Annotated in this window: 21 protein-coding genes; 15 read left to right on the plus strand and 6 right to left on the minus strand. The window is 66.3% G+C overall.

The window, feature by feature from the left end; genetic code table 11:
* The first annotated feature begins 1 nt into the window (after position 1).
* The 10 genes from nifV (at position 2) to ACFSM0_RS14200 (ending at position 9361) form a co-directional block, all read left to right on the plus strand.
* Complete coding sequence (nifV, locus tag ACFSM0_RS14155) at positions 2 to 1162, plus strand: homocitrate synthase (protein ID WP_097070056.1); 1161 nt, start codon at positions 2 to 4, stop codon at positions 1160 to 1162.
* A gap of 10 nt (positions 1163 to 1172) precedes the next feature.
* On the plus strand, positions 1173 to 1517 hold the full coding sequence (gene nifW, locus ACFSM0_RS14160; RefSeq protein WP_377391628.1) for a nitrogenase stabilizing/protective protein NifW: 345 nt from the start codon (positions 1173 to 1175) through the stop codon (positions 1515 to 1517).
* Positions 1518 to 1656: 139 nt separating this feature from the next.
* Complete coding sequence (gene rpoN / locus ACFSM0_RS14165; protein ID WP_377391630.1) at positions 1657 to 2943, plus strand: RNA polymerase factor sigma-54; 1287 nt, start codon at positions 1657 to 1659, stop codon at positions 2941 to 2943.
* Positions 2944 to 3230: 287 nt separating this feature from the next.
* Positions 3231 to 5096 carry a nif-specific transcriptional activator NifA gene (gene nifA / locus ACFSM0_RS14170; protein ID WP_377391632.1) on the plus strand — a complete coding sequence of 622 codons (1866 nt, stop codon included), beginning with the start codon at positions 3231 to 3233 and terminating at the stop codon, positions 5094 to 5096.
* A 228-nt stretch (positions 5097 to 5324) separates the two neighbouring features.
* On the plus strand, positions 5325 to 6821 hold the full coding sequence (gene nifB / locus ACFSM0_RS14175; RefSeq protein ID WP_377391634.1) for a nitrogenase cofactor biosynthesis protein NifB: 1497 nt from the start codon (positions 5325 to 5327) through the stop codon (positions 6819 to 6821).
* A 9-nt stretch (positions 6822 to 6830) separates the two neighbouring features.
* The gene (locus ACFSM0_RS14180; RefSeq protein ID WP_377391636.1) at positions 6831 to 7583 is read left to right on the plus strand and encodes a 4Fe4S-binding leucine-rich repeat protein; all 753 of its coding nucleotides are present in this window, start codon (positions 6831 to 6833) and stop codon (positions 7581 to 7583) included.
* Positions 7573 to 7911: a nitrogen fixation protein NifZ gene (locus ACFSM0_RS14185; RefSeq protein WP_377391638.1), complete on the plus strand. Its 339-nt coding sequence runs from the start codon at positions 7573 to 7575 to the stop codon at positions 7909 to 7911. Before ACFSM0_RS14180 ends, ACFSM0_RS14185 begins: the two co-directional genes overlap by 11 nt.
* Positions 7912 to 7950: 39 nt before the next feature.
* A complete protein-coding gene (gene nifT / locus ACFSM0_RS14190; protein ID WP_377391640.1) occupies positions 7951 to 8163 on the plus strand; it encodes a putative nitrogen fixation protein NifT in 213 nt (70 codons plus the stop codon).
* On the plus strand, positions 8163 to 8996 hold the full coding sequence (locus ACFSM0_RS14195; protein ID WP_377391642.1) for an SIR2 family NAD-dependent protein deacylase: 834 nt from the start codon (positions 8163 to 8165) through the stop codon (positions 8994 to 8996). Before nifT ends, ACFSM0_RS14195 begins: the two co-directional genes overlap by 1 nt.
* A gap of 161 nt (positions 8997 to 9157) precedes the next feature.
* Entirely contained in the window at positions 9158 to 9361 is a 204-nt protein-coding gene (locus tag ACFSM0_RS14200) for a TOBE domain-containing protein (protein ID WP_377391644.1), read from the plus strand.
* A 117-nt stretch (positions 9362 to 9478) separates the two neighbouring features.
* On the opposite strand, the gene modD is transcribed toward ACFSM0_RS14200, so the two are convergent.
* The 4 genes from modD to modA are packed head-to-tail and all read right to left on the minus strand — an operon-like array spanning position 9479 to position 12880.
* The gene (modD, locus tag ACFSM0_RS14205; RefSeq protein ID WP_377391647.1) at positions 9479 to 10318 is read right to left on the minus strand and encodes a ModD protein; all 840 of its coding nucleotides are present in this window, start codon (positions 10316 to 10318) and stop codon (positions 9479 to 9481) included.
* The gene (gene modC, locus ACFSM0_RS14210; RefSeq protein WP_377391649.1) at positions 10305 to 11438 is read right to left on the minus strand and encodes a molybdenum ABC transporter ATP-binding protein; all 1134 of its coding nucleotides are present in this window, start codon (positions 11436 to 11438) and stop codon (positions 10305 to 10307) included. Before modC ends, modD begins: the two co-directional genes overlap by 14 nt.
* On the minus strand, positions 11435 to 12130 hold the full coding sequence (gene modB / locus ACFSM0_RS14215) for a molybdate ABC transporter permease subunit (protein ID WP_377391652.1): 696 nt from the start codon (positions 12128 to 12130) through the stop codon (positions 11435 to 11437). The genes modC and modB overlap by 4 nt, the downstream gene beginning before the upstream one ends.
* Positions 12131 to 12133: 3 nt before the next feature.
* Positions 12134 to 12880, minus strand: coding sequence for a molybdate ABC transporter substrate-binding protein (modA, locus tag ACFSM0_RS14220; protein WP_377391655.1), 747 nt, complete (start codon positions 12878 to 12880; stop codon positions 12134 to 12136).
* Positions 12881 to 13174: 294 nt separating this feature from the next.
* Between modA and ACFSM0_RS14225 the strand changes: the two genes are divergently transcribed.
* Complete coding sequence (locus tag ACFSM0_RS14225; protein ID WP_377391658.1) at positions 13175 to 13957, plus strand: TOBE domain-containing protein; 783 nt, start codon at positions 13175 to 13177, stop codon at positions 13955 to 13957.
* Positions 13958 to 14129: 172 nt separating this feature from the next.
* Complete coding sequence (gene cysK / locus ACFSM0_RS14230) at positions 14130 to 15104, plus strand: cysteine synthase A (protein ID WP_377391662.1); 975 nt, start codon at positions 14130 to 14132, stop codon at positions 15102 to 15104.
* A 64-nt stretch (positions 15105 to 15168) separates the two neighbouring features.
* Here the strand turns inward: cysK and ACFSM0_RS14235 are convergent, their stop codons facing one another.
* Both ACFSM0_RS14235 and ACFSM0_RS14240 read right to left on the minus strand, forming a co-directional pair.
* Positions 15169 to 17739, minus strand: coding sequence for a M10 family metallopeptidase C-terminal domain-containing protein (locus ACFSM0_RS14235; protein ID WP_377391665.1), 2571 nt, complete (start codon positions 17737 to 17739; stop codon positions 15169 to 15171).
* 877 nt (positions 17740 to 18616) lie between these two features.
* On the minus strand, positions 18617 to 19228 hold the full coding sequence (locus ACFSM0_RS14240; protein WP_377391667.1) for a TetR family transcriptional regulator: 612 nt from the start codon (positions 19226 to 19228) through the stop codon (positions 18617 to 18619).
* Positions 19229 to 19463: 235 nt separating this feature from the next.
* Here ACFSM0_RS14240 and ACFSM0_RS14245 point away from each other — a divergent pair, with 235 nt between their 5' ends.
* Genes ACFSM0_RS14245 through ACFSM0_RS14255 form a run of 3 tightly spaced genes read left to right on the plus strand, consistent with a single transcriptional unit; the run spans position 19464 to position 25202 of the window.
* Positions 19464 to 20855, plus strand: coding sequence for an efflux transporter outer membrane subunit (locus tag ACFSM0_RS14245; protein WP_377391670.1), 1392 nt, complete (start codon positions 19464 to 19466; stop codon positions 20853 to 20855).
* Positions 20856 to 20908: 53 nt separating this feature from the next.
* Positions 20909 to 22060, plus strand: a complete 1152-nt coding sequence (locus ACFSM0_RS14250) for an efflux RND transporter periplasmic adaptor subunit (RefSeq protein WP_377391673.1) — start codon at positions 20909 to 20911, stop codon at positions 22058 to 22060.
* Between the two features lies 1 nt (position 22061).
* Positions 22062 to 25202, plus strand: a complete 3141-nt coding sequence (locus ACFSM0_RS14255; protein ID WP_377391676.1) for an efflux RND transporter permease subunit — start codon at positions 22062 to 22064, stop codon at positions 25200 to 25202.
* Positions 25203 to 25268 lie beyond the last annotated feature (66 nt).

Genomic DNA, 25268 nt, shown 5'->3' on the forward strand with positions numbered 1-25268 from the left:
AATGCTCCATGCGCGCCCCCTCACGCCCCATACGCTTGCGCTGTGTGACACCACCTTGCGCGATGGCGAACAGACCGCGGGCGTCGCCTTCTCGCTGTCCGAAAAGCGCGCCATCGCGCGTGCGCTCGACCGCGCCGGGGTGGCCGAGATCGAGGTGGGCATCGCCGCGATGGGCTGGGCCGAAGTGGCCGAGATCCGCGCCGTGATGGCCGAAATTTCCCGCGCGGCGCCGGTGGTCTGGTGCCGGCTGCGCATGGGCGATCTCGACATGGCGCAGAAAACCGGCACCAAGCGGGTGCATTTTGCCGCCCCCACCTCGACCGCGCAGCTTGAGGGCAAGCTCCGCGTCGACCGCGACTGGATCCTGCGCGAAACGGCAGAGCTCGTCTATTGCGCGACGACGCGCGGGCTGGAGGTTTCGGTTGGCGCCGAGGATGCAAGCCGCACCGACCCGGAGTTTCTTGTCCGCCTCGCCGAGGTGGCGAAGGCGGCGGGGGCGATCCGCTTTCGCGTCGCCGATACGCTCGGGCTTCTCGATCCGCTGGGCGCCTACCGGCTGATCAGCCACCTTGCGGCCCGGATCGCGCTGCCGATCGAGATGCATGCCCATAATGACTTTGGCATGGCGACGGCGAATACGATCATGGCGGCCCATGCCGGGGCCACGCATCTTTCGGTCACGGTGAACGGGCTTGGCGAGCGCGCGGGCAATGCCGCGCTCGAAGAGGTGAGCGCCGCGCTGGAGGCGGGGGCGATCGGCACCGGCATCGACCTCACCGCGTTGCAGCCGCTTTCCGACATTGTCGCAAAAGCCTCGGGCCGCGCGCTTCCGGTGCAAAAGCCGATCACCGGCGCGCTGGTCTTTGCGCATGAAAGCGGCATCCATGTCGATGCGATCCTGAAGCGCGCCGACACCTATGAAGATCCGCGCTGCGCCCCGGCCCGTTTTGGCCGCGAACGCCAGATCGTGATTGGCAAGCATTCGGGCGCCGCGGGCCTTTGCGCCGCGCTCGCGACCGCGGGCCTGCCCGCCACGCCCGAGATGGCCGCCCGGCTCAAGCCGCTTTTGCGCGCCCATGCCATTCGCACCAAACGTCCCGCCAGCCCCGAAGATCTGCGCCGCATGGTGGCGCGGCTCGCCCGCAGCCAGCCCACGACCTGAGGAGAGAGAGATGACCACGGAACCCCAAAGCCCCACGCTCGAGGCGCTTTCGCGCCTCTCCTCTGCCGAGGACATGTTCGCCCATCTGGGCCTTGAGCCCGACCGCCACATCCTCAACGTGGCGCGGCTCCACATCATGAAGCGCTTTGGCACCTATCTGCGCGAGACCGATTTCTCGGGCCATTCCGAAGAGGAGGTGCTCGCGCTGACCCGCGAGGCGCTGTCCCGGGCGCATGATGATTTTGTCGCCTCCACGCCGCTCGCGGAAAAGGTGTTCAAAGTGTTCGAAACCCAGGCCGCGCGGCAGGCCAACAAGTTTGTCGGGCTCGACAGCCTGAAAATCGTGCAGCGCTGAGCGGAGGGGTGCCCGGAATTTCCGCGCGCCAGCCAGATCCGCCGCTTATTTGCGCAATTCCCCCCGGGCGCCGCGGCCTTGGTGTCGCAGCCCCGCCCTGCCGCCCCCCGGGCGCGCCCCGATGAGATAGGGTAAGACCATGGACCTCGTGCAGACGCTTTCACAACGCCAGTCGATGCAGATGGGGGGGCAGATGCTCCACTCCCTCGCCATCTTGGGCATGTCGTCGCAAGATCTCTCCGATCATCTGGTCGAACAGGCCTCCTCGAACCCCTATCTCGCCTATCGCGCCCCCTCGGCCTTCATCGCCCGCGGCGGGGCTGATTTTGATGCGGTGGCGGCCGTTGCCGCGCATCGCCCGAGCCTGATGGCGCATGTGGTCGATCAGATCGAGATGACCTTCACCAACCCCGGCGACCGGATGATTGCGCTGCGCTTTGCCGAGGCGCTCGACCCGTCGGGCTGGCTCAGCCAGCCGGTCGAAACCATCGCTTTGGGGGCGGGCGTGGCGATGCCGCGCGCCGAGGCGGTGCTTTGCGCGCTGCAGGGCTTTGAGCCGGTGGGGCTTTTTGCCCGCGACCTTTCCGATTGCCTGATCTTGCAGGCGCGGGAGGAAGACATCCTGACCTGGGAAGTCGAGACGCTGATCCGCCACATCAACCTGCTGGCCGAAAACCGGCTCGCCGAGCTGGCCGATCTGTGCGATTGCGAGCCCTCCGACATTCCCGAGATCGTCAAGCTGATCCGGCATCTGAACCCGAAGCCGGGTCTGGCCTTCGATCATCAGCCGACCCCGGTGTTTCCGCCCGACCTGATCGCCCTGCGCGGCCCCGAGGGCTGGACGGTGGAGTTGAACCGGGCCACTTCCCCGCGCATCACCGTGCGGGAGGATCGGCTCCCCGATGGCAAGGCCGACAAGGCCGCCCGTGCCGAGCGGCGCAAGGCGCTGGCGGAGGCGCGCGCGCTGGCTTTGGCGCTGGAGCGGCGCGGCGACACGCTTTTGCGCACCGCGGCGGTGCTTGTGGCGCGCCAATCCGCCTTTCTGGAAAAGGGGACGGCGCATCTTGTTCCGCTCACGCTTGAGGATGTTGCCTCCGAGCTGGGGCTGCATGCCTCGACGATCTCGCGCGCCGTGTCTGGCCGCATGATCCAGACCCCGGTGCGCGCGCTGCCGCTGCGCGCCTTCTTTTCCCGCGCGGTCTCGACCGGGGCGGGAGGCGAGGCGATCTCGCGCGATTCCGCGCTCGATTTCGTGCAGCGCGTGGTGGGGGCGGAAGATCCGGCCAACCCGCTCAGCGACGATGCGATTGTGGTTCTGGCCGAACGCGCGGGGCTGCGCCTGGCGCGCCGCACGGTGGCAAAATACCGCTCCACCCTCGGGCTCGCGTCGTCTTACGAACGCCGCCGCGCCGCACTGGCCGGTTGAGTCGAAATGACCCTCCTCAAATGCTGATTTTAGCGCCGACAGGCGCATTGGCGCCGCAATACTGTGCGCCGCCGCTTCACAAATCATGTATTTGAGCGACAAATTCGCCCACATCCGCGAGCGCCCCCCCGCAAGGCCGGATCATTCCCTATATGTAAGGAAGGGTCTCCGAAGCGCCGCGGTCGGCTGCGATTCTTTCGCGCAGTGACACGCAGGGGCACTCTCGGGCAGGACCGGAAGATGAATACCCTCACCCAGACTGTTGCCCCAAAAGGGAATTTGACGCCATGACCGATCATACGCCCCGCCCTGAGCAGGACCGTACGCCGGTGCACCCGCGCAAGCGGTCGGCAAGTCAGATCGCCGACCGCTTGGCGCTGGATGCGATCTACGAGATCGCCAAGACCTTTGCCGGCGCGCCCGACCCGATTGCCGTGGTGCCGCAGATCTTCAACGTGCTCTCCTCTTTCCTCGATCTGCGCCATGGCGTGCTTGCCGTGCTCTCCGAGCCGGGCGGCGAGACGAAGGCCGTGAACCCTTACCGCATTGCCGCCACCTCGTTCCGGCGTGACGATGCGGCCCCCGCCTCCGATGTGCTCCCCGATGCGGTGGCGCGGATCGTGTTCCGCTCGGGCGTGCCCTTCGTGGCCTTTGACCTTGAGGAAGAATTTGGCGCCGAGGCGGTGCCGCGGCGGCTGCGCGACAGCGGGCAGACCCTGATTGCCGTGCCTTTGCGCGACCCCGAGCGCAGCCATTTCGTGCTCGGCGTCTTGGCCGCCTACCGCAGCCATGATCACAACCGCGCCGGCTATTCGGATGCCGATGTGCGGGTGCTCACCATGGTCGCCTCGCTGCTTGAACAGGCGCTGCGCTTCCGCGCCCGCGTGGCGCGCGACCGCGAGCGTGCGCTTGAGGATACGCGGCGGATGCTGCAATCGGTCAACGAGCAGCGGGGCGTGGCGCAGCCGCCGGTGTCGATCGACGGCATCATCGGCTCAAGCCCGGCGATCTCGGAGGTGGTGGCGCAGGTGCGCCGCGTGGCGGGCACAAAAACGCCCGTGCTCCTGCGCGGCGAAAGCGGCACCGGCAAGGAGCTTTTCGCCCGCGCCGTGCACTCGCAATCGCCGCGTGCGAAAGGCCCGTTCATCCGCGTGAACTGCGCCGCGCTCTCGGAAACGCTTCTGGAATCGGAACTTTTCGGCCATGAAAAGGGCGCCTTCACCGGCGCCAATGCGCTGAAAAAGGGCCGCTTCGAGCTCGCCGACGGGGGCACGCTGTTCCTTGACGAAATCGGGGAGATCTCGCCCACCTTCCAGACCAAGCTTCTGCGGGTGCTGCAAGAGGGCGAGTTCGAGCGCGTGGGCGGCACGCGCACGCTCAAGGTCGATGTGCGCATTGTGGCGGCCACCAACCGCGACCTCGAAGATGCCGTGGCGCGGGGGGATTTTCGCGCCGATCTCTATTTCCGCATCTGCGTGGTGCCAATCGTGCTGCCGCCGCTGCGCAACCGCAAAAGTGACATCAAGCCGCTCGCGCAGCTTTTTCTTGACCGGTTCAACAAGTCGAACGGCACGAATGTGAAATTCGCCTCCGATGCCTTTGACCAGATCTGCCGCTGCAAGTTCCCCGGCAACGTGCGCGAACTCGAAAACTGCGTGAACCGCGCCGCCGCCCTTTCCGATGGCGAGATCGTGCTCGCCGAGGAACTCGCCTGCTCGCAGGGCGCCTGCCTTTCGGCAGAGCTGTTCCGCCTGCAAGAGGGCGCCTCGCCGATCGGCGGGCTTGCGGTGGGGCGGATGATCACGCCCACGGTGCGGGTCACCGAGCCCGGCCCGCGTCTGCAAGAGCCGCCGCCCGCCGCCCAGGCGCCGCGCGTGGCGGTGCCGCAGCCCGAGCCGCAGGCGCAGCCGGTGTATTCGTCCGAGCCCCCGTCGCCCTATCCCCCGTCGCCCTATCCGCCACAGCCGCATGCCGAGCCGGAAGAATTGCATCAGGTGCGGCGCAAGACGGCGAATATCACCCGCGACGAGCTCATCCGCGCTCTGGAAAGCGCGGGCTGGGTGCAGGCCAAGGCGGCCCGGCTTCTGGGCATGACGCCGCGCCAGATCGCCTATGCGCTGCAGAAATTCGACATCGAACTGCGCCGGATCTGACAGTTTCCGCCCGCTGCGCCCTGCGCCCGCCCGTGCCACCGCACGGGCCGCGCCCGACCGCCCTCGACGGGCGGGAGGGCGCGGGCTCCCCCCCCAAAAAAAAGATGGCACGAAGATTGTCAGACAATCGACAATCTTCGTGCCAAACCCCCACAAACCGCCCCCAATATCTTGGCACGCTCCTTGCTTAATCCTCCCTGAACCACATCTTCAGGAAGGGGAAGCTCCATGTCCGGCAATATCGTCTCGCTCGGCGGCCTCACCATCGGCTCGAAGGCCGCACTGGAAAAGGCGATGGCCTCCGAGGGCTGCGCCACCACCGGCGCCACCGGCTGCGGCTCGAAACAGGCCCCCGACGACATGGACCCCGCGACCTGGGCCAAGGTGAAGGATCACCCCTGTTATTCGGAAGAGGCGCACCACTACTTTGCCCGCATGCATGTGGCGGTTGCCCCCGCCTGCAACATCCAGTGCAACTACTGCAACCGCAAATACGATTGCGCCAATGAAAGCCGCCCCGGCGTTGTCTCCGAACGCCTCAGCCCCGAAGAGGCCGCGCGCAAGGTGATTGCGGTGGCCAACGAAGTGCCCCAGCTCTCGGTGCTCGGCATTGCCGGGCCGGGCGACAGCTGCGCGGACTGGAAGAAGACCAAGGAAACCTTCTCCCGCGTCACCAAAGACATCCCCGACATGCGGCTGTGCCTGTCCTCGAACGGGCTCGCGCTGCCCGAACATGTCGAGGAGCTGGTCGACATGAACGTTGATCACGTCACCATCACCATCAACATGATCGACCCCGAGGTGGGCGCGAAGATCTACCCCTGGATCCGGCATGGCGGCAAACGCTACTACGGCGTTGAGGCGAGCCAAATTCTGCATGAACGCCAGATGCTTGCGCTCGACATGCTGGTGGCGCGCGGCATCCTCGTGAAGGTGAACTCGGTGCTGATCCCCGGCATCAACGACGAACACCTTCTGGAGGTGAACAAGGAAGTCAAACGCCGCGGCGCGTTCTTGCACAACATCATGCCGCTCATTTCCGACCCGGCGCATGGCACGCATTTTGGCCTCACCGGGCAGCGCGGGCCGACCGCGGCAGAGCTGCAAAAGGTGCAGGAGGCCTGTGCGGGCGGGGCAAATCTGATGAAGCATTGCCGCCAGTGCCGCGCCGATGCGGTGGGCCTTCTGGGCGAGGATCGCGGGCAGGAATTCAGCCTCGACAAGCTGCCCGAGGCGCTCGAATACGACCCGGCGGGCCGCGAGAGCTACAAGGATTGGGTGGCGAAAGAGCGCGAAGACCGCCGCGCCGCCGCCGCTGATGCCAAGGCCGAGACCGGCGCCACGGTTGCGAAAACCGCGCCGAAGCTGCTTGTTGCCGTGGCGACCCAGGGCGGCGGGCGCATCAACCAGCACTTCGGCCATGCCACCGAGTTTCAGGTGTTCGAGGTCGATACCAGCGGCGTGCGCTTCGCCTTCCATCGCCGCTGCGACAACTATTGCGTTGACGGCGCAGGCGAAGAGGGCCGGCTTGACCGCGTGATCGCCACGCTTGAGGGCATCGACACCGTGCTTTGCGCGAAGATCGGCGATTGCCCACGCGAGACGCTGGCCGGGGCCGGGATCACGGTTTTGCAAGATTACGCCTACGATTACATCGAAACCGCCGTTTCCGCCGTTTACCGCACGCGCATGGGGCTTGCCCCGGCGCAGGCCGAAACCGCGTGAGGAGAGAGCATGCCCGAGGGACCGGCACCCGTGGATTGGGAGGGCAGGGCGCTCGATTGCGCCTCCTGCCGGTTCCGAATGCGGCTCGACCTCGGGCAATGCGGGCTCGGCTGGTCCTGCCTCAATGACCGCTACGCGAAACGGATCGAGCGCTTCTTCCTGCTCAACCCGGAACTGGCGGACGAGAACCTGAACCACCCCTATTTTGAAACCCGGGTGAATGCGGCGCGCCATGCCTCGGTGTTCCGCATCCCGCGGCTTCTGGATGACCCCGATCCGGCGGTCCGCGCGATGGCGATCTTGCGTCTGCCGCAGGCGGCCGCCGAAAAGCTGATCCATGACCCGGACCGCGCCGTGCGCATTGCCGTGGCGCATCGGCTGCCGCCCGCAAGCCTGATCCCGCTGATGCACGATGTCGAAGCTTCGGTGCGCCTTGTGGTGGCGCGGCGCGCGCCCGACGGCCTGTTGCCGGGGCTGATCGACGACCCGGACCCTTCTGTGCGCCGCATCGTCGTGAACCGCATCCCGCCCGACTGGATCGACCGGTTCCGCCTTGACCCCGATCCGCTCGTGCGCCGCGCCGCCGCGCATCGCCGCCCGATGCTGTTTGTCGCGGATGACGACATCCGCGTGCGTCACGCCTGCGCCGAAGAGGGCTGCGAAAAGGTTCTGGCGCGGCTTCTTGACGACCCCGAGGACATCATCCGCGAGACCGCGCGCGCGCGGCTTGCCAAGCTGGAAGGATCTGCCGATGTCGACTGATGACCGCGAGATCGAAGTGTACCGCCAACCGCTTTACCTGCCCGGCGACAAGGTGATGTCGCGCAAGCAGGTGAAGAACGATGGCACCATGCCGGGCCGCGAAATCGGCGAGATCGTCGTGAAAAAGGGCGATGTCGGCTATGTGCGCGACATCGGCACCTTCCTTGGCCAGTTCTACATCTATGCCGTCGACTACCTTGAACGCGGCGCGATCGTGGGGATGCGCGAGGCCGAGATCGTGCCCGCCGAGGCGCTCGGCCCCCGCGCCAATGACCGCCCCGCGCTGCAATCGCATATCGTCACCCGCGAGATGCTGCAAAAAGCCTGACTTCCCCTTATTTCGCTGAATTCCCAAGGAGAAAGCCCGATGAAAGTGATGATCCGCGAAACCGCCAAGGGCCTTGAAGCCTATGTGCCGAAGAAGGACCTCGAAGAGATGGTGGTCGAGCAGGAAAAGCCGGGCCTCTGGGGCGGCTGGGCCAAGCTCTCGAACGGCTGGGTTTTTGCCATGCCGGAGTTTGACACGCCGCCCGCGCTGCCCGTGACCGTCGATGCGCGCAAGATCGGGGATGACGATTGATGTCCGATCTCGACCTTCTCGACAAGGCGATGGCCGAGGTGGCGCAGGGCAAGCGCGTGCCCTACCTCGGCGCCGAGGTCTCTGCGCTTTCGGGGAGCGCGGCGCCCGCGACCCCCGCCGCGCTTTCGGCCATTCTGGAATCCAAGGTCCGCGCACCGCGCCGGGCCGCGGGCAATATGTGGGCCGTTGCGCAATATATCGAAAGCCGCAAGTTCCGGGGAACGCTCAACAAACTGGTGCGCGACGCATTTGCCGTGCCGCCCGGTGGCGTGAACCCGGTGCATGACTGGCTCGCCCGGGTCCGGCCCCCGATGGTGGTCGACAGCTGGTATGACGACGGCCTTTTGCGCGCCTTCGGGCCGGGGCGGGATGATTGGGGCTATGTGCAGGGCGTGAGCCGTGCGGGCGGCTGGACCGAAGAGTTCACCCGCGCCTTCACCGCAGGCGGGGGCGAGCGTGACACGGCCGATCCGAGCTGGCCGAGCCTCATTTACAAACCGCACGGGCTTGCCACGGCGGAGGGCTCGTTTTTGATGTCGGATGCCGATTACGTTGAAGTGCTGACCGAGATCGACATCCAGACCCCGATCCCGGAAGAGGTGCAGAACCGCCGCACCGGGCGCCCCTTCCTGTTCCTTGGCTGCCGTTTCGACGACCAGCTTTTGCGGATCTACGCGCGCCAGATCACCAAGCGTTCGGGCCGCGGCCATATTGCCGTGTTGCCGGGGCCGCTGACGAAGATGGAGGAGAAATTCCTCGAGGAGATGGAGATGATCCGCGTTGATCTGCCGCTCGAAGCGGTGACCGAGCGGCTCACGGTCGCGGAGGGCTGAAGGACTCAGGCGCAGCCGCTGACCTATTGCCGATTGCGCGCCCCCGCCATGCACGATGAGCAATTGTAAAACGGCGGTTTCGGACGGAGCATGAACCTGTCGGCAGAGCTCGACAGGAATGACCCGATGGCTGGGCCCAAAGAGGGGCCGGAAAGGCAGGCATGAAACTTAGTGCACGCAATGTTCTGACGGGCACCGTGACCTCGGTCGAGGTCGGTCATGTCACCTCTCATGTGAAGATCGACATCGGCGGGTCCATCGTGACCGCTGCGATCACCAACGAAGCCGTCGCCGATCTGGGCCTGAAACCAGGAGATCAGGCCAGCGCGATCATCAAGGCCAGCGACGTGATCATCGGCGTGTAACACCGCTGCTTGGGGAGCTGCTAAGGGCTCCCGGACATGTCAGGACGAAAGGGGCGCGGTCGATACGGACCGCGCCCCTTTCGTATGCTGCGGCCGTATTCTGCGGCAAGCCATGGCTCACGCCGGGGCGATATGCACTTTCACATCGCGGGGCGGCGCCCAGAACGGCGCGGAGGTGACAAGGATCTGCGCGCCCGTCGCGGCATATTCGGCGGCATTCCGGGCGTTGACCCCGCCGGCTGCCGCCACCTTGCCGGGCCAGCGGGGGCCAAGCGCCTCGACCACGGCGGCCACCTCGGCGGGGGGGAACTTTTCAAGCTGCAGCACTTCGGCACCGGCCTCGGCGGCGGCCAGCGCCTCGTCGCGGTCGGCCACTTCCACCACCACGCGCCGCTCCGGGCAGGTGGCGTGGAGCCGGGCGATCTGGTGCGCCAGGGCCTCCGCGCCGCCAAAGGCGCGATGTTCGGCAAAGAGCAGCACCGTGTCAGAGAGCCCGGCGCGGTGGATCGTGGCGCCGCCCGCACAGACCGCCTTGGCCGAAAGCGCGCGCGTGCCCGGCACCGCCTTGCGGGTGCAGGCGACGGAAATGGAGGGCGCCACGGCCTCGGCCGCGGTGACGATGGCCGCCGCCGAAGAGGCGATGCCCGAGGCCCATTCGATCAGCACCTGCGCCACTTTCCAGCCTGCAAGCAGAGCCTCCGCCTGACCGCGCGCAAAAAGCAGCATCTCGCCCTCGGGAACGGTCTTGCCGGAAGGGCAGGCGATCCAGGCTTCGGCGCCCAGAAGCTGCAGCACCCGCACCGCTTCCTCCGAGCAGGCGACGGTCATCGGCGCGCGCGCGCGCATCGTGAGCTCGCCCGCCTCCAGCCCGATGCCAAGCGCGCGGGTGGTCAGATCGCCCATCGGCACATCTTCGCGGATCAGCGCCATCAGCGCCTGGTCGTCAATCAGGAACATTCTCGGCCGTCCTTTCCGGGGCGGTTTCAGCGGGCCGGCCTCGGCCGGAAAGGGCCGTGGCCTTGAGCCGGGCCACGATCGGGTCTCCGGGCGCAAAACCAAGCCTGTCCCATGACTTACGCGACACACGCGAGAGCAGCAAGGCGCCATCTCCCGCCGGGCCAAGCGCAAGGCGCACCGTGGTCAAATGGCCCTCATTGGGGTCTGGCGCGGCATCGAGAATGGTGGCGGGGAGCGCGTTCAGGATCGTTGTGTCAAGCGGTGCGCGCCGCCCGAGGCTGACATCGGAGGCCGGGATGCGCAGGCGCCGCCGCGTGCCGCGCGGGCCGAGCGCGCCGGGCACGGTGATCACGCCGCCGCGCACGGCGATCTCGCTCAACCCGTAGTGCGGATCGACCGAGAGCACCTCGCCTTCAAGCACCGCGGCAAGGTCGGGGCGGTGGATCAGCGGCAGGCTCGGGTCGGCGAGGAGATCGGCCAGCGGCCCCTCGGCGCGCACCCGGCCCGCCTCCATCAGCACCAGCCGGTCGGCGAGCCGCTCGACCTCGGACATGTCGTGGCTGACAAAGATGATCGGCATTTCGAGCGTGGCATGGAGGCGCTCAAGATAGGGCAGGATCTCCTCGCGCGAGATCCGGTCGAGCGCGGAGAGGGGCTCGTCCATCAACAGGAGTGCGGGCTGGGAGAGCAGTGCCCGGCCAATTGCCACGCGCTGCCGCTCGCCGCCGGAGAGCGCCGCGGTCGGGCGGGTGAAAAGCGCCTCGATGCCGAGCAGGGCGACCACCTCCTCCTCGCTGATGCGCAAGCTGCCGCGCGCGCGCCTCATCCCGTATCGAAGGTTTTCGCGCACGCTCATATGCGCAAAAAGGCTTGCTTCCTGAAACACATAGCCCACGGCACGGCGATGGGTGGGGAGGATGCGCCGGCCCTCTTGCCACAGCTCGCCATTCACCTCGAGCCGCCCGCCGGGGAGCCGCGTCAGCCCCGCCATGCAGCGCAGCACCGAAGTTTTGCCACAGCCCGAAGGGCCAAAGAGCGCGGTGACACCGCGGCCCGGCGCCTCAAAGGCAACATCAAGATCAAACCCGCCGAGCCGCCCGGCAAACCGTGCCGAGATCATCGCCGTGCCTCGCCGCGGTCTGCGCCAAAGCGCCGCTCGATCAGCATCATCGCGAGAATGACGGAGAAGGAGAGCACGAGCATGCCGCCCGCAAGCAGATGCGCCTTGCCCCATTCGAGGTTTTCCACATAGTCGAAGATCGTCACCGACAGCACCTTGGTCTTGCCGGGGATGGCGCCGCCGATCATCAGCACCACGCCAAATTCGCCCACCGTATGGGCAAAGCCGAGGATCGCCCCGGTCGAGAGGCCGGGGGCGGCAAGCGGCAGGGCAACGGTGCGGAAAGCGTCGAAGGGCGTGGCGCGCAGGGTGGCCGCCACCTCCATCGGTCGCGGCCCCATGGCGGCAAAGCTGTTGCGGATCGGGTTCACCACGAAGGGCAGGGAGTAGATCACCGAGCCGAGCACCAGCCCCGCGAAGGTGAAGGAGAGCTTGTGGCCCAAAAGCGCGGTGAGCGGCGATTGCGGCCCCATGGCGATGAGGAGGTAAAAGCCGAGCACCGTGGGCGGCAGCACGATCGGCAACGAGATGATGGCGCCGACGGCCTCTTTCCAGAGCCCGCCGGGCTGTGCGAGCCACCACGCGAGCGGCGTGCCGATCACCAGAAGCACAACGGTGGTGACACTCGCCAGCTTGAGCGTCAGCGCCAGCGTCTCCAGCATCGCCGGATCGTGAAGGCTCGCAAGGCTCATCCGTTATTCCTCGGTTTCGTAGCCATATTTCTTGATGATCTCAATCGCTTCCGGGGATTTCAGGAAGGCAAGGAAGGCTTTGGCCGCAGGATCGTTGGCCCCCGGCTGGAGCAGCACCGCATCTTGTTTGATCGGCGTGTAATCCTCTTGCGGGATGATCCATTGCGAGCCGGTTTCGTCTCCAATCACTTGCGAATAGGCCACAAATCCAATCGGCGCATTGCCGGTGGCGGTGAACTGATAGGCCTGGGCAATACTTTTGCCGGTAATGATCTTGGGCGCAAGCGCCTCGGTCAGGCCGAGCTTTTCGATCACTTCGACCGCAGCCGCGCCATAGGGGGCGGAGGCCGGATCGGCAATCGCCACATGCTCGGGGTTGGCTTTCAGCGCCGCCTCGGTGCCGTCAATCGCCTTCGGATCGGCGCTCCAGAGCACGAGCGTGCCGCGCGCATAGGTGAAGTTCGTGCCGGGCACGCCAAAACCGTCTTCCACCGCTTTCGCCGGGCGTTTGGCATCGGCGGAGAGGAACACCTCAAAGGGCGCGCCCTGGGTGATCTGGGTGTAGAACTGGCCCGAGGGGCCGAAGCTGAGCGTCACCGTATCGCCGGTTTTTTCGGTGAAAAGCGCGGCGATTTCCTGCGCGGGCTTGGTGAAATTGGCGGCGACGGCGGCGATCACCTCTTCCGCGGCGGCGGGGGTGGCAAGTGCGGCCGAGGCGGCAAGCGCGAGGGTCAGGCGGAGCGTGGTCATGGGCAGTCCTTTCATCTTTCGGGAAAACCCCGGTTTCAGTCGCTATATACGCAAGCTTCATAGCGGTGGCGAGAGCAAACCGGCAACCGCTGCCCTGGCCGGGGCTTGCGGGCTGCGACCACTTGACGGTGACGAATGGGTAACATTGTGCGGAACGCGGGCGGATTTGCGTAAACTGCCCGGAAATGGGGCGACGTGCGAAGCGCCGTGGTGCTTTTGCGGCGAGTCGCCGTGGCGACCGGGGTGGCATCCGGTCGCGCTCTGGCGCAGGGTGGGCAAAACGGAGGTCGGCAGATGAACGACGGGTTGAAGAGTGCATTGATCCTTGAGCGCACAGGCGCGCGGATGGGGGCGGAGCGGGTGGCGCTTTTGGCGGCGATCGGGCGCACGGGCTCGATCTCGGGCGCCGCGCGCGAGGTCGGGCTGAGCTACAAGGCGGCCTGGGATGGCGTGCAGGCGATGAACAACCTGTTTGCGAGCCCTTTGGTGACGGCGGCGCCGGGCGGGCGCGCGGGCGGCGGCGCCGGGCTCACCGAGGCGGGCAGGAACGTCATTGCCGCTTATGGCGCGATCGAGGAGGGGCTCGCGAAGCTCATGGCCTCGCTTGAAGCGCGGCTCGATCTCTCTGCGGGCGAGGTTCTGCGCGGCCTGAGCCTGCGCACCTCGGCGCGCAACATGTGGTCTTGCAAGGTGACGGAAGTGACCGCGGACGAGGTGAGCGCCTCGGTCCGGCTCGCCTTGGGCGAGGGGCAGCGGCTCACCTCGGTGATCACCGCGCGTTCGGCGGCGGAAATGGGGCTTGCACCGGGCACCGAGGTTTTGGCGCTGGTGAAATCCAATTTCGTCATGCTCACCCGTGAGGAGGCGCCCCGGCTTTCGATCCGCAACCGGCTCACCGGCGTGGTGATGGAGCGGATCGACGGGGATCTTGGCGCCGAGGCGGTGCTTGATCTGGGCGGCGGAAAAACGCTCACCGCAAGCATCACCCGCGAAAGCGCAGAGGCTTTGGCGCTCGCCCCCGGAGCGCGGGTGACGGCGCTCGTCAAATCAAGCCATGTCATTCTGGCGCTGCCCTGAGCCATTCGCCTGCGGGAAATTATGCTTCCCGCAGGGCCCCGGCCGATAACGGCTTCCCGAAGTTTTCACAAAGCCGGGACGCCGGTTTTTCAAGGCTTTTCAAGCAATTTTCTTCGTGTTCTGAAGATGCAAAGGCCGGAAGACCCGGCCGCGATCAGACCGGAGACATGCCATGACCCGCATTTTTGACGACAATTCGCTCTCCATCGGCGGCACGCCGCTCGTGAAGCTTTCGCGCCTGACCAAGGGGCTGGGGGCGACGGTGCTGGCCAAGGTCGAGGGCCGCAACCCCGCCTATTCGGTCAAATGCCGGATCGGCTCGGCGATGATCTGGGACGCGGAGGAAAAGGGCCTGCTGACCCCGGGCCGCGAGATTGTCGAGCCCACCTCGGGGAATACGGGGATCGCGCTCGCGGCAGTGGCGGCGGCGCGCGGCATTCCGATCACGCTCACCATGCCCGAGACGATGAGCCTTGAGCGGCGCAAGCTCTTGCTCGCCTATGGCGCCAAACTCGTGCTGACCGAGGGCGCAAAGGGGATGGCGGGTGCCATTGCCAAGGCCGAGGAGATCGCCGCCTCGGACCCGAAATACCTGCTGCTGCAGCAATTCCAGAACCCGGCCAACCCGGCGATCCATGAGCGCACCACCGGCCCCGAGATCTGGGAAGATACCGAGGGCGAGGTCGATATTTTCGTTGCGGGCGTGGGCACTGGCGGCACCATCACCGGCACCACCCGGTTTCTCAAGGCGAAGGCGCCGGGGCGTGTCACCTCGGTCGCGGTCGAGCCTGCGGCGAGCCCCGTGCTGACGCAGGCGCGGGCGGGCGAGGTGCTCAAGCCCGGCCCGCACAAGATTCAGGGCATCGGCGCGGGCTTCGTGCCGGGCGTGCTCGATCTGAGCCTGATCGACGCGGTCGAGACGGTGACGAACGAAGAGGCGATGGAAGTGGCGCTGCGGCTGGCGCGTGAGGAGGGGATCTTGTCGGGGATCTCTTGCGGCGCGGCAACGGCGGTGGCGCTCCGGCTCGCGGCCAAGCCCGAGAATGCGGGCAAGACGATCGTGGTGATCTTGCCCGACTCGGGCGAGCGCTATCTGTCCTCGGCGCTTTTTGAGGGCGTGTTTGACGGCGCGGGCGCCCCGGCCTGAGCGCCCCCCAGGTGCAAACGAAAGGCCGCCCGGACTCGGGCGGCCTGTTGCGATTTCGGGGGCATCAAAACAGGAAATCGTGACTGTCGAGCGCGCCGGAAGAGACCTGAAAAAGCGTGATCGTCAGATCGCCGAAATCGAGGACCGCATTGGCCCCCTGTTGCGACAGATGCGCGCTCAGATCGGCCCAGTCGGAAAGCCCGGAGAGCGCGGTGAGGTCGATCACATCGGTGCCGGGCGCGAAATCGCGGATCAGGTCATCGCCCTCGCCGGGGTAGAACACGAAGCTGTCCGCCCCCAGCCCGCCCCAGAGCGTGTCATCGCCGAGCCCGCCGCTGATCGTGTCGTCGCCCGCGCGGCCTGCGATGAAATCATTGCCGGAATCGCCCCAGATCAGGTCATTGCCATTGCCTGCAAGCACCCGGTCATTGCCTGCGCCGCCATGCACGGTGTCGCTGTCGGAGGCGCTGTCGCCCTTGACGATGTAGCGGTCGTTGCCGGCGCCAAGCGAGACCACGTCGCTGCCGCCGCCGTCGGTGGTGTAGTCGTTGCCGGTGCCGCCGGTGATCGTGTCGTCGCCCGCGCCGGCATAGAGGTTGGCGCCGTCATTCGAGGCGGTCAGCCGGTCGTTGCCCGCGCCGCCGTCAAGCGTGTCATGCCCGCCGAGGCTGGTGAGCACCTCGTTGCCCGCGCCGCCGCGGACCCGGTCATTGCCGGCATCGGCGCTGTCGGTGAAGCTGTCGTCGCCATCGCCGAGCGTGATGCTGTCATCGCCTGCGCCGCCGCTCACCGTGTCATTGCCCGCGCCGGTGACGATCTTGTCATTGCCCGCATCGCCATAAACGAGATCGTCGCCCGCGCCGGTCAGGATCGTGTCCTGCCCCTCGCCGCCATGCACGGTATCGCCCGCGCCGGCCGCATCGCCCGAGCCTTTGTAGCGGTCGTTGCCCGCGCCGAGTGAGACCAGATCGTGCCCGCCGGTATCGGTCACCATGTCAACGCCCGCGCCGCCCGTCATCGTATCGTCGCCGAGCCCGCCCACCAGTTTCGAGCCATCGTCGCTGGCGGTCAGGCTGTCATTTCCGGCATCGCCATAGAGCCGGTCGCGCCCGCCGAGGCTTTCAAGCACATCATCGCCAGCCCCGCCATGCACCACGTCCACCTCGTTGCCAGCGGTGTCAAAAAACCGGTCATTGCCCGCATCCAGCCAGATCCGGTCGGCGCCGGTGCCGCCGGTCACGCTGTCATTGCCCTCGCCCGCGGTGATCGTGTCATTGCCCGCGCCGCCCTGCAGGCTGTCGTGGCCCGCGCTGCCGGTGAGCTTTTGGTTCCCGTTGCCGCCGCCCGTGCCCGTGCCGCCGCCCGTGCCGGGCGCGGGAGAGGTGACCACGGCGGGCGCATCCTTGGCCGAGCCCGGCCCGTTCACGAGCAGAAAATGCGCCGCATCGAGGCTCGAAAGCGTGGCCCCGAGGAGCAGGAGCGTGCCCTGAGCCGTTGCCAGCGTGACCCCCGCACTTGATTGCGTCATCAGTTCGGTCAATGCGGTCCAGCTTGTGAGCGCCGCAATTTGCGACAGGTCGATGAAATCGTCGCTGCTGAAATCGCTGATCTGGTCGGAGCCGAACCCGGACCCGAGCACGAAAGTGTCTGCGCCAGACCCGCCGGTGAGCGTATCGTCCCCCGCGCCGCCGGTGAGCGTGTCATTGCCCGCCCCGCCGCGCACCCGGTCATTGCCGGCCCCCGCGTCGATCGCATTGGCGGCCGTATTGCCGATGATTGTGTCATTGCCCGCGCCGGTGCGCAGGTGCTCGATCACCGTATCGTCGGAGATGATCATGTTGCCGGTGCGCCCGAACACATCCGAGACCGCGCCCGGGGTCAGGTCGATGCGCACGGCATCGGCGCGGTTGGCAAAGTTGATCGTGTCGATGCCGGAGCTGTCCACCAGGGTGAAGGTGACAGAGCGGTTGATCGTATCCTGGGCGAGATAATCGAGCGCGCCGCCGGCTGTGGAGCCCTGGCCATAGGTGGTGTTGCCCTCGTGGCTCGCATGGTTGCCATAAAGGTTGCGCGCGGCGGCGACATCGAAGCTCATCGGCGTGAGCACATAGGCATAGGAGGCGCCCGTGTTCGGGTTGGCCGATTGCGAGAAATAGGACATCACCGAGGTTTGCCAGCTGTCGTTGGCATAGAGCGCATCATTCGCGAAATAGGCGCTGCCGTCGTAATCGCCGGTATGGCCGAGCCCGAGCGCATGGCCGATCTCGTGCAGATAGGTCTGATAGCCATAGGTGCCGACGGAGGTGCCGTATTTTTCTGTCCATGCGGCGCTGATCGAGACATTGGCCGAAGTCAGGGAGCCGCCCGACCATGTGATCGAGGTATAGGCGCCCGATCCGGTGTTCGAGAACCGGATCTGGCCGGTGCCCATGGCCTGCACGAAAGTGATGCCGGTGATCGCGCTCCATTCCGCGAAGGCGGTTTCGATCAGCCCCTTTTCTTCCGCGCTGATGGTCGAGGACAGCGAGTAGCTCACGGTATGGTTGTTGCCCATCGGCCAGGCCGCACGGTGCCCCCAGAACCCTTGCGTGAGCTGATAGATCCCCTGCTCGGGGGTATAGGTCGGAAGGGCCATGGCAGAACTCCTGGGCAAAAGACAAGAGGCGTTCTGCCTTCAGGAAGGGTCACCCGGCGGTGGCCGGTACACGATGAGAGGGAACGGGAGATGAGGTGTCCGATTCTTCGGAAGCGCCGGTCTCTGAGAATTTGAATACGTGTTTGGTATTCGCCGGGCAATCAAATAGTCCGTGCAAATTTTCCTATTCAAGTTTCTCTTCTGGGTGTTTTGTTAATCAGTTTACTTCGTATTAATCGGGCGGCGCGGCATTGTGGCGCCTGCGTGCCGGAACCGTGTCTTTTCCCCGTGGTGGCCGCGGGGCGCCGGTGCCCATGCGTGAGGGCGCCGATCTCCCGGGGCGGGCATCGGGGGCGGCGGATGCCCGGCGCGGTCCACAGCGTGCTCAAGGGCCGGATCGCGGCGCTTTTCTCAAACTGCCAAGAAATAAAGGCCGGAATTGCGGCCCGCGCGCGGGGGGGGGCTGCGTGTTCCTGTTTTGTCTTGATCCGGCACTGTGCGAGATCGGGCGTTATTCGCGCATCAGCCGCGCCGGGCCGCGGCGCTCGGCCAGATCCCCGCGCCGGTTCTGCCCTGTCCTTGCCGCTTTTCCTGCCGCCGTCAAAAAATAGAAACGGCGAAATTCCAAGGGTTTGTTCGTGAACTTTGTGCAGAATATGGCAGCCCTGCCATGATCTTTCCTTAATCTGTCATGCTTTGTTCTTTTTGCATTATAATTTGGTGGCGGATTTGTCTTTTGGTGCAGGCATAATATGGTGGTATATTATATTGCGCCGGTCTGAATATGATTTTCGCAGGTATTCTTGTGGCCGCGAATATGGCGCTATTCATAATGGCGACAATATCGCCATTATGGAGTTTGTGCCGGGGATCGGGGTCAGGCGGCGGTGCAGCGCAGCGCGGAGAGGAAGCGGCTCAGCAGCTTTGCGCCGACCTCGGCAAGGCCGAAGGCCTGGCTCGAGCGGTGCCATTCCCCGATCAGCCCGTTGATCAGCGCCATTTGCGAGACGGCGGCCTCTTCGGGGGACAGGCCCGGGGCAAGCTGGCCCGCATCGCGGGCCCGGGTCATGACCCGCACCAAAATCTCATAGACATGAACGTTGTAGCGTTCGCGCCAGGCAGAGGTCTCGTCGCCCGGTTGGCCGCTGAGCAAGATCAGATGCAACCGTTGCTGGATCGGGTCATCCTCCACCATGGCGAGGAATTCCACCCCGGTGGCGACGAGCACACCAAACGGGTCCTCCATCGGCCCGGCCGCCGAGGCGCTCTCGATCCGGCCCAGCGGCGGTGGCTTGTAATGCTCATAGATCGCGTTGAGAACGTCGGTCTTGTCTTTGAAATACCAGTAAAAAGCGCCGCGGGTCGCGCCAGCCTCGCGGGCAATCTGCTCCAGCGTTGTCTGCGCGATCCCGCGCGTGCAAAAGAGCCGCGCCGCCGCGTTGAGGATTTTCTCGCGTGTCTGTTCGGCTTCTGCCTTGCTGCGTCTCACGCCTCGTTCGCCCCCGCCTCCGACGCATCCCCGCCGCGCAACAGGTCCGCCGGGTCTGCACTCTCACTTTCTCTGCGCGCGCGCCCGGGTCAAGTCCGGCCTGCGCGTGGCCGCTGTTGCGGCGCTGCCGCAGTGCTCCATGCCGCGACGCGGCACTGCCGAGCGGTCTTTACATCCATACATGAATGTAAGTAAACCCGGCATAACGCAACAGGCACTAAGACGGGAATCACACATGCGAAACGGGCAGACAGGGCGGCCGCTCTCGCGGCGCGCCTTTCTTTCGGGCTCTGCCCTTTCCGGGGCGGCTCTGATGCTCGCGGGCTGCGCGGCGGTTGAGTATCATGCGCCCGAAGCCGATGCGCCGGCCCGTTTTGATGCGGCGGCACCGGCACGGCGCGCGGGCGGCGGGGCGGGCTGGTGGCACGCGTTCCGCGATCCGAAGCTTGATGCGCTGATCGCCGCCGGTGAGGCACGCAATCTGGACGTGTTGCAGGCCGTGGCGGCGGTAGAAGAGGCGCGCGCCGCCCTTGCCGGCACCGGCGCCGCCGATCTGCCGCAGCTGTCCGGTTCGGCGGGGCTCAGCCGGGGCGATACCACCGGCCGCGCCGGGGTGGCCACGACAAGCCAGGCCGGTCTTTCCGTCTCCTGGCTCTTCGATCTTTTTGGCGCCAATCGCAATGCGCGTGCGGCCGCGGCGGCACAGCTTGAGGCGGCCGATCTGTCGGTCGCGGCCGCGCGTCTGGTGATGCAGGAAGCGATCGCGCGCGCCTATGTCGAGCTGCGCTATCAGCAGGCCTCGATCGCGCTCACCCGCCGCTCGCTGGAGAGCCGCCGCAAGAGCCTTGAGCTGACCCGGGTGCAGGTGCAAAGCGGCACTGCGGGGCGGCTGGAGCTTTTGCAGGCCGAGCAACTCGTGGCCGAGGGCGAGGCGCAGCTTCCGGGCTTTGAGACCGGCTTCGATCAGGCGTTGATCAGCCTTGCCACGCTCACCGCGCAGCGGGTGTCTGATCTGCGTCCGGGGCTCGAACGCGGCGCGCCCCAGCCCGCGCCGCGCTACAAGGCCTCGGTCGGGGTGCCGGCGGATGTGCTGCGCGCGCGCCCCGATGTGGCGCTGGCCGAGCGCAGCTATGCGGCGTCGGTGTTCGAGATCGGCGTGGCGCAGGCGGCCTTTTACCCCTCGATCAGCCTGTCGGGCACGGTCACGCCCACCCATATCCGCCGCGGCGGCTCCATCACCGCCTGGACAGTGGGCCCGGCGCTCGACCTGCCGATCTTTACCGGAGGGGCGAATCGTGCAAACCTTCGCGCTGCCGAGGCCCGGGCCGTGCAAGCCAAACGCGCGTGGGAGGCGGCCGTGCTGGGCGCGATTGACGAAGTCGAGAGCGCGCTGGCAGCCTACAACCGCGATGCCCGCAATATCGCCGCACAATCGCATCTCGTCGAGACCAGTGCCGAGACTGTCGAGCTCGCGCGCGCCAACTACAGCCTTGGCGAGGGCGATTTCATGGAGGTTCTCGATGCCGAGCGTTCTGCGCTTTCCGCCCAGCAGAGCCTTGCCGCCGCCCAAGCGCAACGCGCTGACGATTTCATCACCCTGAGCGCCGCCGCCGGCGGCCTTGACTGATCGCTCTCGCCCTCCAGATCTCTCCTGATCCTCCCCAGTTTCGGACCCTTCCCATGCGTCTTCCTTTTCCGTTCGGGCTTCTGTGCCTGTCGCTCCTTCCTCTCGTTCCGCTTTCCGCGCAGGCGCAGCAGGGCCCCGGCGGGCCCGCGCCGGTCACTGTGATGAGTGCCGAGGCCCATGATATCGTGCTGACGGCGCGGTTGCCGGGCCGGATCAAGGCCTCAACCGAGGCCGAGGTGCGCCCGCAGGTCTCGGGCATTTTGCGCGAGCGGCTCTTTGACGAGGGCGCCGATGTCGCGAAAGACGCGCCGCTCTACAAGATCGAAGACGAGACCTATCGCGCCGCTGTGGCCGCCGCGCGCGCCGCCGTGGCGCAGGCCAAGGCCAACCGTGACCTTGCCGTGCTGGAGGAAAAACGCGCCATCGAGCTTTTTGGCTCGAATGCGGGTTCGGCGCAGAACCGCGATTCTGCCGTGGCAACGCGTGAAGCCGCCGATGCCGCGCTGCAAGCCGCCGAGGCGCAGCTGATGAGCGCCACGATCGAGCTGGATCGCACCACGATCCGCGCCCCGATCGCGGGCGTGATCGGCCTCACGCAATCCACCACCGGGGCGCTTGTGGCCGCGCAGCAGACCACCGCGCTCGCAACCATCCGTGTGCTCGATCCGGTCCATGTGGATGTGACCCAATCGGCGACCGACATGATGCATTTCACCACCACCCCCGAGGGGCGGGCGATGCGTGCGACGGGCGAGGCGCATCTGATCCTCGCGGATGGCTCGATTTTCCCGCATACCGGGCGGCTGGAGGCGGCAGAGCCGCGCGTCGAGCCCACAACCGGCATGGTGACGCTGCGCATGACCTTCCCGAACCCCGATCACGTGCTGCTTCCGGGCATGTATGTGGAGGTGGACCTGCCGCAGGCGAAAGCGACGGGCGCCTTTGCGCTGCCGCAAAACGTGGTGATGCGCGAGCGCAATGGCGATGCCTATGTCTGGCTCGTCGAAGAGGGCAAGGTGTCCAAGCGCCCGATCGAGATCGGCCGCGCTTCGGGCAATGACTGGATCGTCACCTCCGGGCTCAACGACGGCGATCAGGTGATCACCTCGGGCTTCCAGAAAACCGCGCCGGGCGCGCCGGTGACGGTGGTGCCCGATACGCCGGCCCCCGCGGCGGGCGCCGCGTCGCAAGCGGAAGGTCAATAACATGTCGCGTTTCTTCATTGACCGTCCGATCTTCGCCTGGGTTCTGGCGTTGGTCGTGATGGGCGTTGGCGTGCTGGCGATCCTGCGCTTGCCGGTGTCGCAATACCCTTCCATCGCCTCGCCTTCGGTGGTGATTCAGGCGACCTATCCGGGCGCCTCGGCGGAAACCGTCACCGATACCGTGGTGCAGGTGGTCGAAAAGCAGATGACCGGCCTTGACGGGCTGCGCTACATCACCTCTGACACCACCTCGACCGGGCGCGCCACGATCACGCTCACCTTCGAGCTGAGCACCGACCCGGACATTGCCCAGGTGCAGGTGCAAAACAAGCTGGCCCAGGCCGAGGCGAGCCTGCCCGAGGCCGTGACCCGGCAGGGGGTGACGGTGGCCAAATCCACCACCGGCTTCCTGATGGTGGTCTCGCTCATTTCGCCCGACCATTCCCGCTCGAGCGTGGAACTCTCCGACTATATGAGCGCCTCGATGGCCGAGAGCTTCTCGCGGATCGAGGGCGTGGGCACGGTGCGGGTGTTCGGCTCCGAACATGCGATGCGGATCTGGCTCGATCCGCACAAGCTCAAGGCCTATGACATGGGGCCCGATACGGTGATTGCCGCCGTGCAGGGGCAGAACGCGCAGATCTCGGCGGGCGCCTTTGGCGCGCTGCCCGCGCCCGATGGCCAATTGCTCAACGCCACCATCACGGCGCAATCGCTGCTCACCACGCCCGAGGATTTCGAGCGCATCGTCTTGCGTGCCGATACCGATGGCGGGCTCGTGCTGTTGCGCGACGTGGCGCGCGTGGAACTTGGCGCCGAGACCTATGAGGTCAACGGCTATTACAACGGCAGCCCCTCGGCGGGGATGGCGATCCAGCTGGCCTCGGGCGCGAACGCGCTCGATACCGCGGCGCGGGTGAAGGACCGGCTCGACGAGCTGGCGCCGTTCTTCCCCTCCGGCATGCAATATGTGATCCCCTATGACACCACGCCTTTCGTGACGCTCTCGATCGAAGAGGTGGTGCGCACGCTCTTCGAGGCGATCGTGCTTGTGGTGCTGGTGATGCTGTTGTTCCTGCACAACCTCCGCGCCACGCTCATTCCCACGCTCGCGGTGCCGGTGGTGCTTCTGGGCACTTTCGGGATCATGGCGGCCTTCGGCTTCACCATCAACACGCTGACGATGCTGGCGATGGTGCTGGCCATCGGGCTTCTCGTCGACGATGCGATCGTGGTGGTGGAAAACGTCGAGCGGATCATGGCGGAGGAGCATATCTCCCCGCGCGAGGCGACCCGCAAGTCGATGGACGAGATCTCGGGCGCGCTCGTGGGGATTGCCATGGTGCTCTCTGCGGTGTTCGTGCCGATGGCCTTTTTCGGGGGCTCGACCGGGGAGATCTACAAGCAGTTCTCCGTCACCATCGTTTCGGCGATGGCGCTTTCGGTGCTGGTGGCGCTGATCTTCACGCCCGCGCTTTGCGCCACCCTGCTCAAGCCCCATGCCGAGGCCAAGGGCGGCATCGCCAACTGGTTTGGCGAGCGCTTCGAGACCCGCTTCGGGCGGGTGACAAACGGCTACGGCGGGCTGACCCGCTGGGTGGTCGCCAATCCGCTCAAGGGCATTGTCGTTTATGCCTGCCTCGTGGCGGCGATGGTGGCGCTTTATCATCGCACGCCGACCTCGTTCCTGCCTGATGAGGATCAGGGCGTGCTGATGACGCTGATCCAGACGCCGTCGGGCACCACGGCCGCCCAGACCAAGAAAGTGGTCGAGCAGGTCGAGCAGTATTACCTCAACGCCGAGCATGACAATGTCGAGGCGGTGTTCGCGGTGGTCGGCTTCTCCTTCGCGGGGCAGGGGCAGAACATGGCGATGATGTTCGTGCGTCTGAAAGACTGGTCTGAACGGGTCGGGCCGCAAAACAGCGCCGCGGCAATTGCCGGGCGCGCCTTCGGTCCGCTCATGGGCGGCATCAAGGAGGCGGTGGTGATCCCGATCGTGCCGCCGCCGGTGCTTGAACTTGGCAACTCGAACGGCTTCACCGCCTATCTGCAGGCCCGCACCGGGCAGACCCATGATGAGCTTCTGGCTGCGCGCAACCAGCTTCTCGGCATGGCGGGGCAAAGCCCGCTCCTGATGGCGGTGCGCCCCAATGGCGTGGAAGATGCGGCGCAGTTCCGGCTTGATATCGACTGGGCCAAGGCCGGCGCGGTTGGCCTGACCGCCGCCGATGTCGGGGCTTTCCTCAACACGATCTGGTCGTCCTCCTATGTGAACGACTTCCTCTACGAGGGCCGGGTGAAGCGGGTCTATGTGCAGGGCGAGCCCTGGGCGCGCACCTCTCCGGCCGATTTCGCGCTCTGGCGGGTGCCGAACCAGAACGGCGATTTCGTCTCGCTTTCAACCTTTGCCACGCAAAACTGGGTGTTCGGCCCGCAGCAGATCACCCGCTATGACGCGCTGCCCGCGATGCAGATTCAGGGCTCGCCGCAGGCGGGCGTGTCGTCGGGGGAGGCGATGCGGGAGATGGAACGGCTCGCCGCGCAATTGCCGCCCGGCTTCGCGCTGCAATGGACCGGCCTCTCGCTTGAGGAAAAACAGGCGGGCAATGGCGCGATGGTGCTTTATGCGCTCTCGCTGGCCGCCGTGTTCCTCTGCCTCGCCGCGCTCTATGAAAGCTGGATCATTCCGATCGCGGTGATCGTGGCGATGCCGGTCGGCATCATCGGCGGCCTTGTCGGCGCGTGGCTCGGCGGTCAGGCGAACGGGGTTTATTTCCAGGTGGGCCTGCTCACCGTGGTCGGCCTCACCGGCAAGAACGGCATCATGATCGTCGAATTTGCCCGCGAGCGGATGCGCGATCTGGGCGAGAGCGCGACCGAGGCGGCGGTGGCGGCGGCCAAGCTGCGGTTCCGCCCGATCCTGATGACCTCGCTCGCCTTCACGCTCGGTGTGGTGCCGCTGGTGCTCTCCACCGGTGCGGGGGCAGGCGCGCGTGAGGCGATCGGCTATACCGTGCTCTTCGGCACGCTCTCGGGCACCGGGCTCGCGATCTTCTATGTGCCGCTGTTCTTCAGGCTGATCAATGCGCTCTTCGCCCGGCGCAGCGGCCCGAAACCGCAAGAGAAACCGGCGGGCTGAGCGGGCTTTCCGTCGCCCGGTCTCCGCTGGCGGGGCAGCCTTTCGGGGCTGCCCCCTTTTATTTGC

The sequence above is a fragment of the Rhodobacter lacus genome (assembly GCF_042683065.1).
GTDB lineage: Bacteria > Pseudomonadota > Alphaproteobacteria > Rhodobacterales > Rhodobacteraceae > Rhodobacter > Rhodobacter lacus.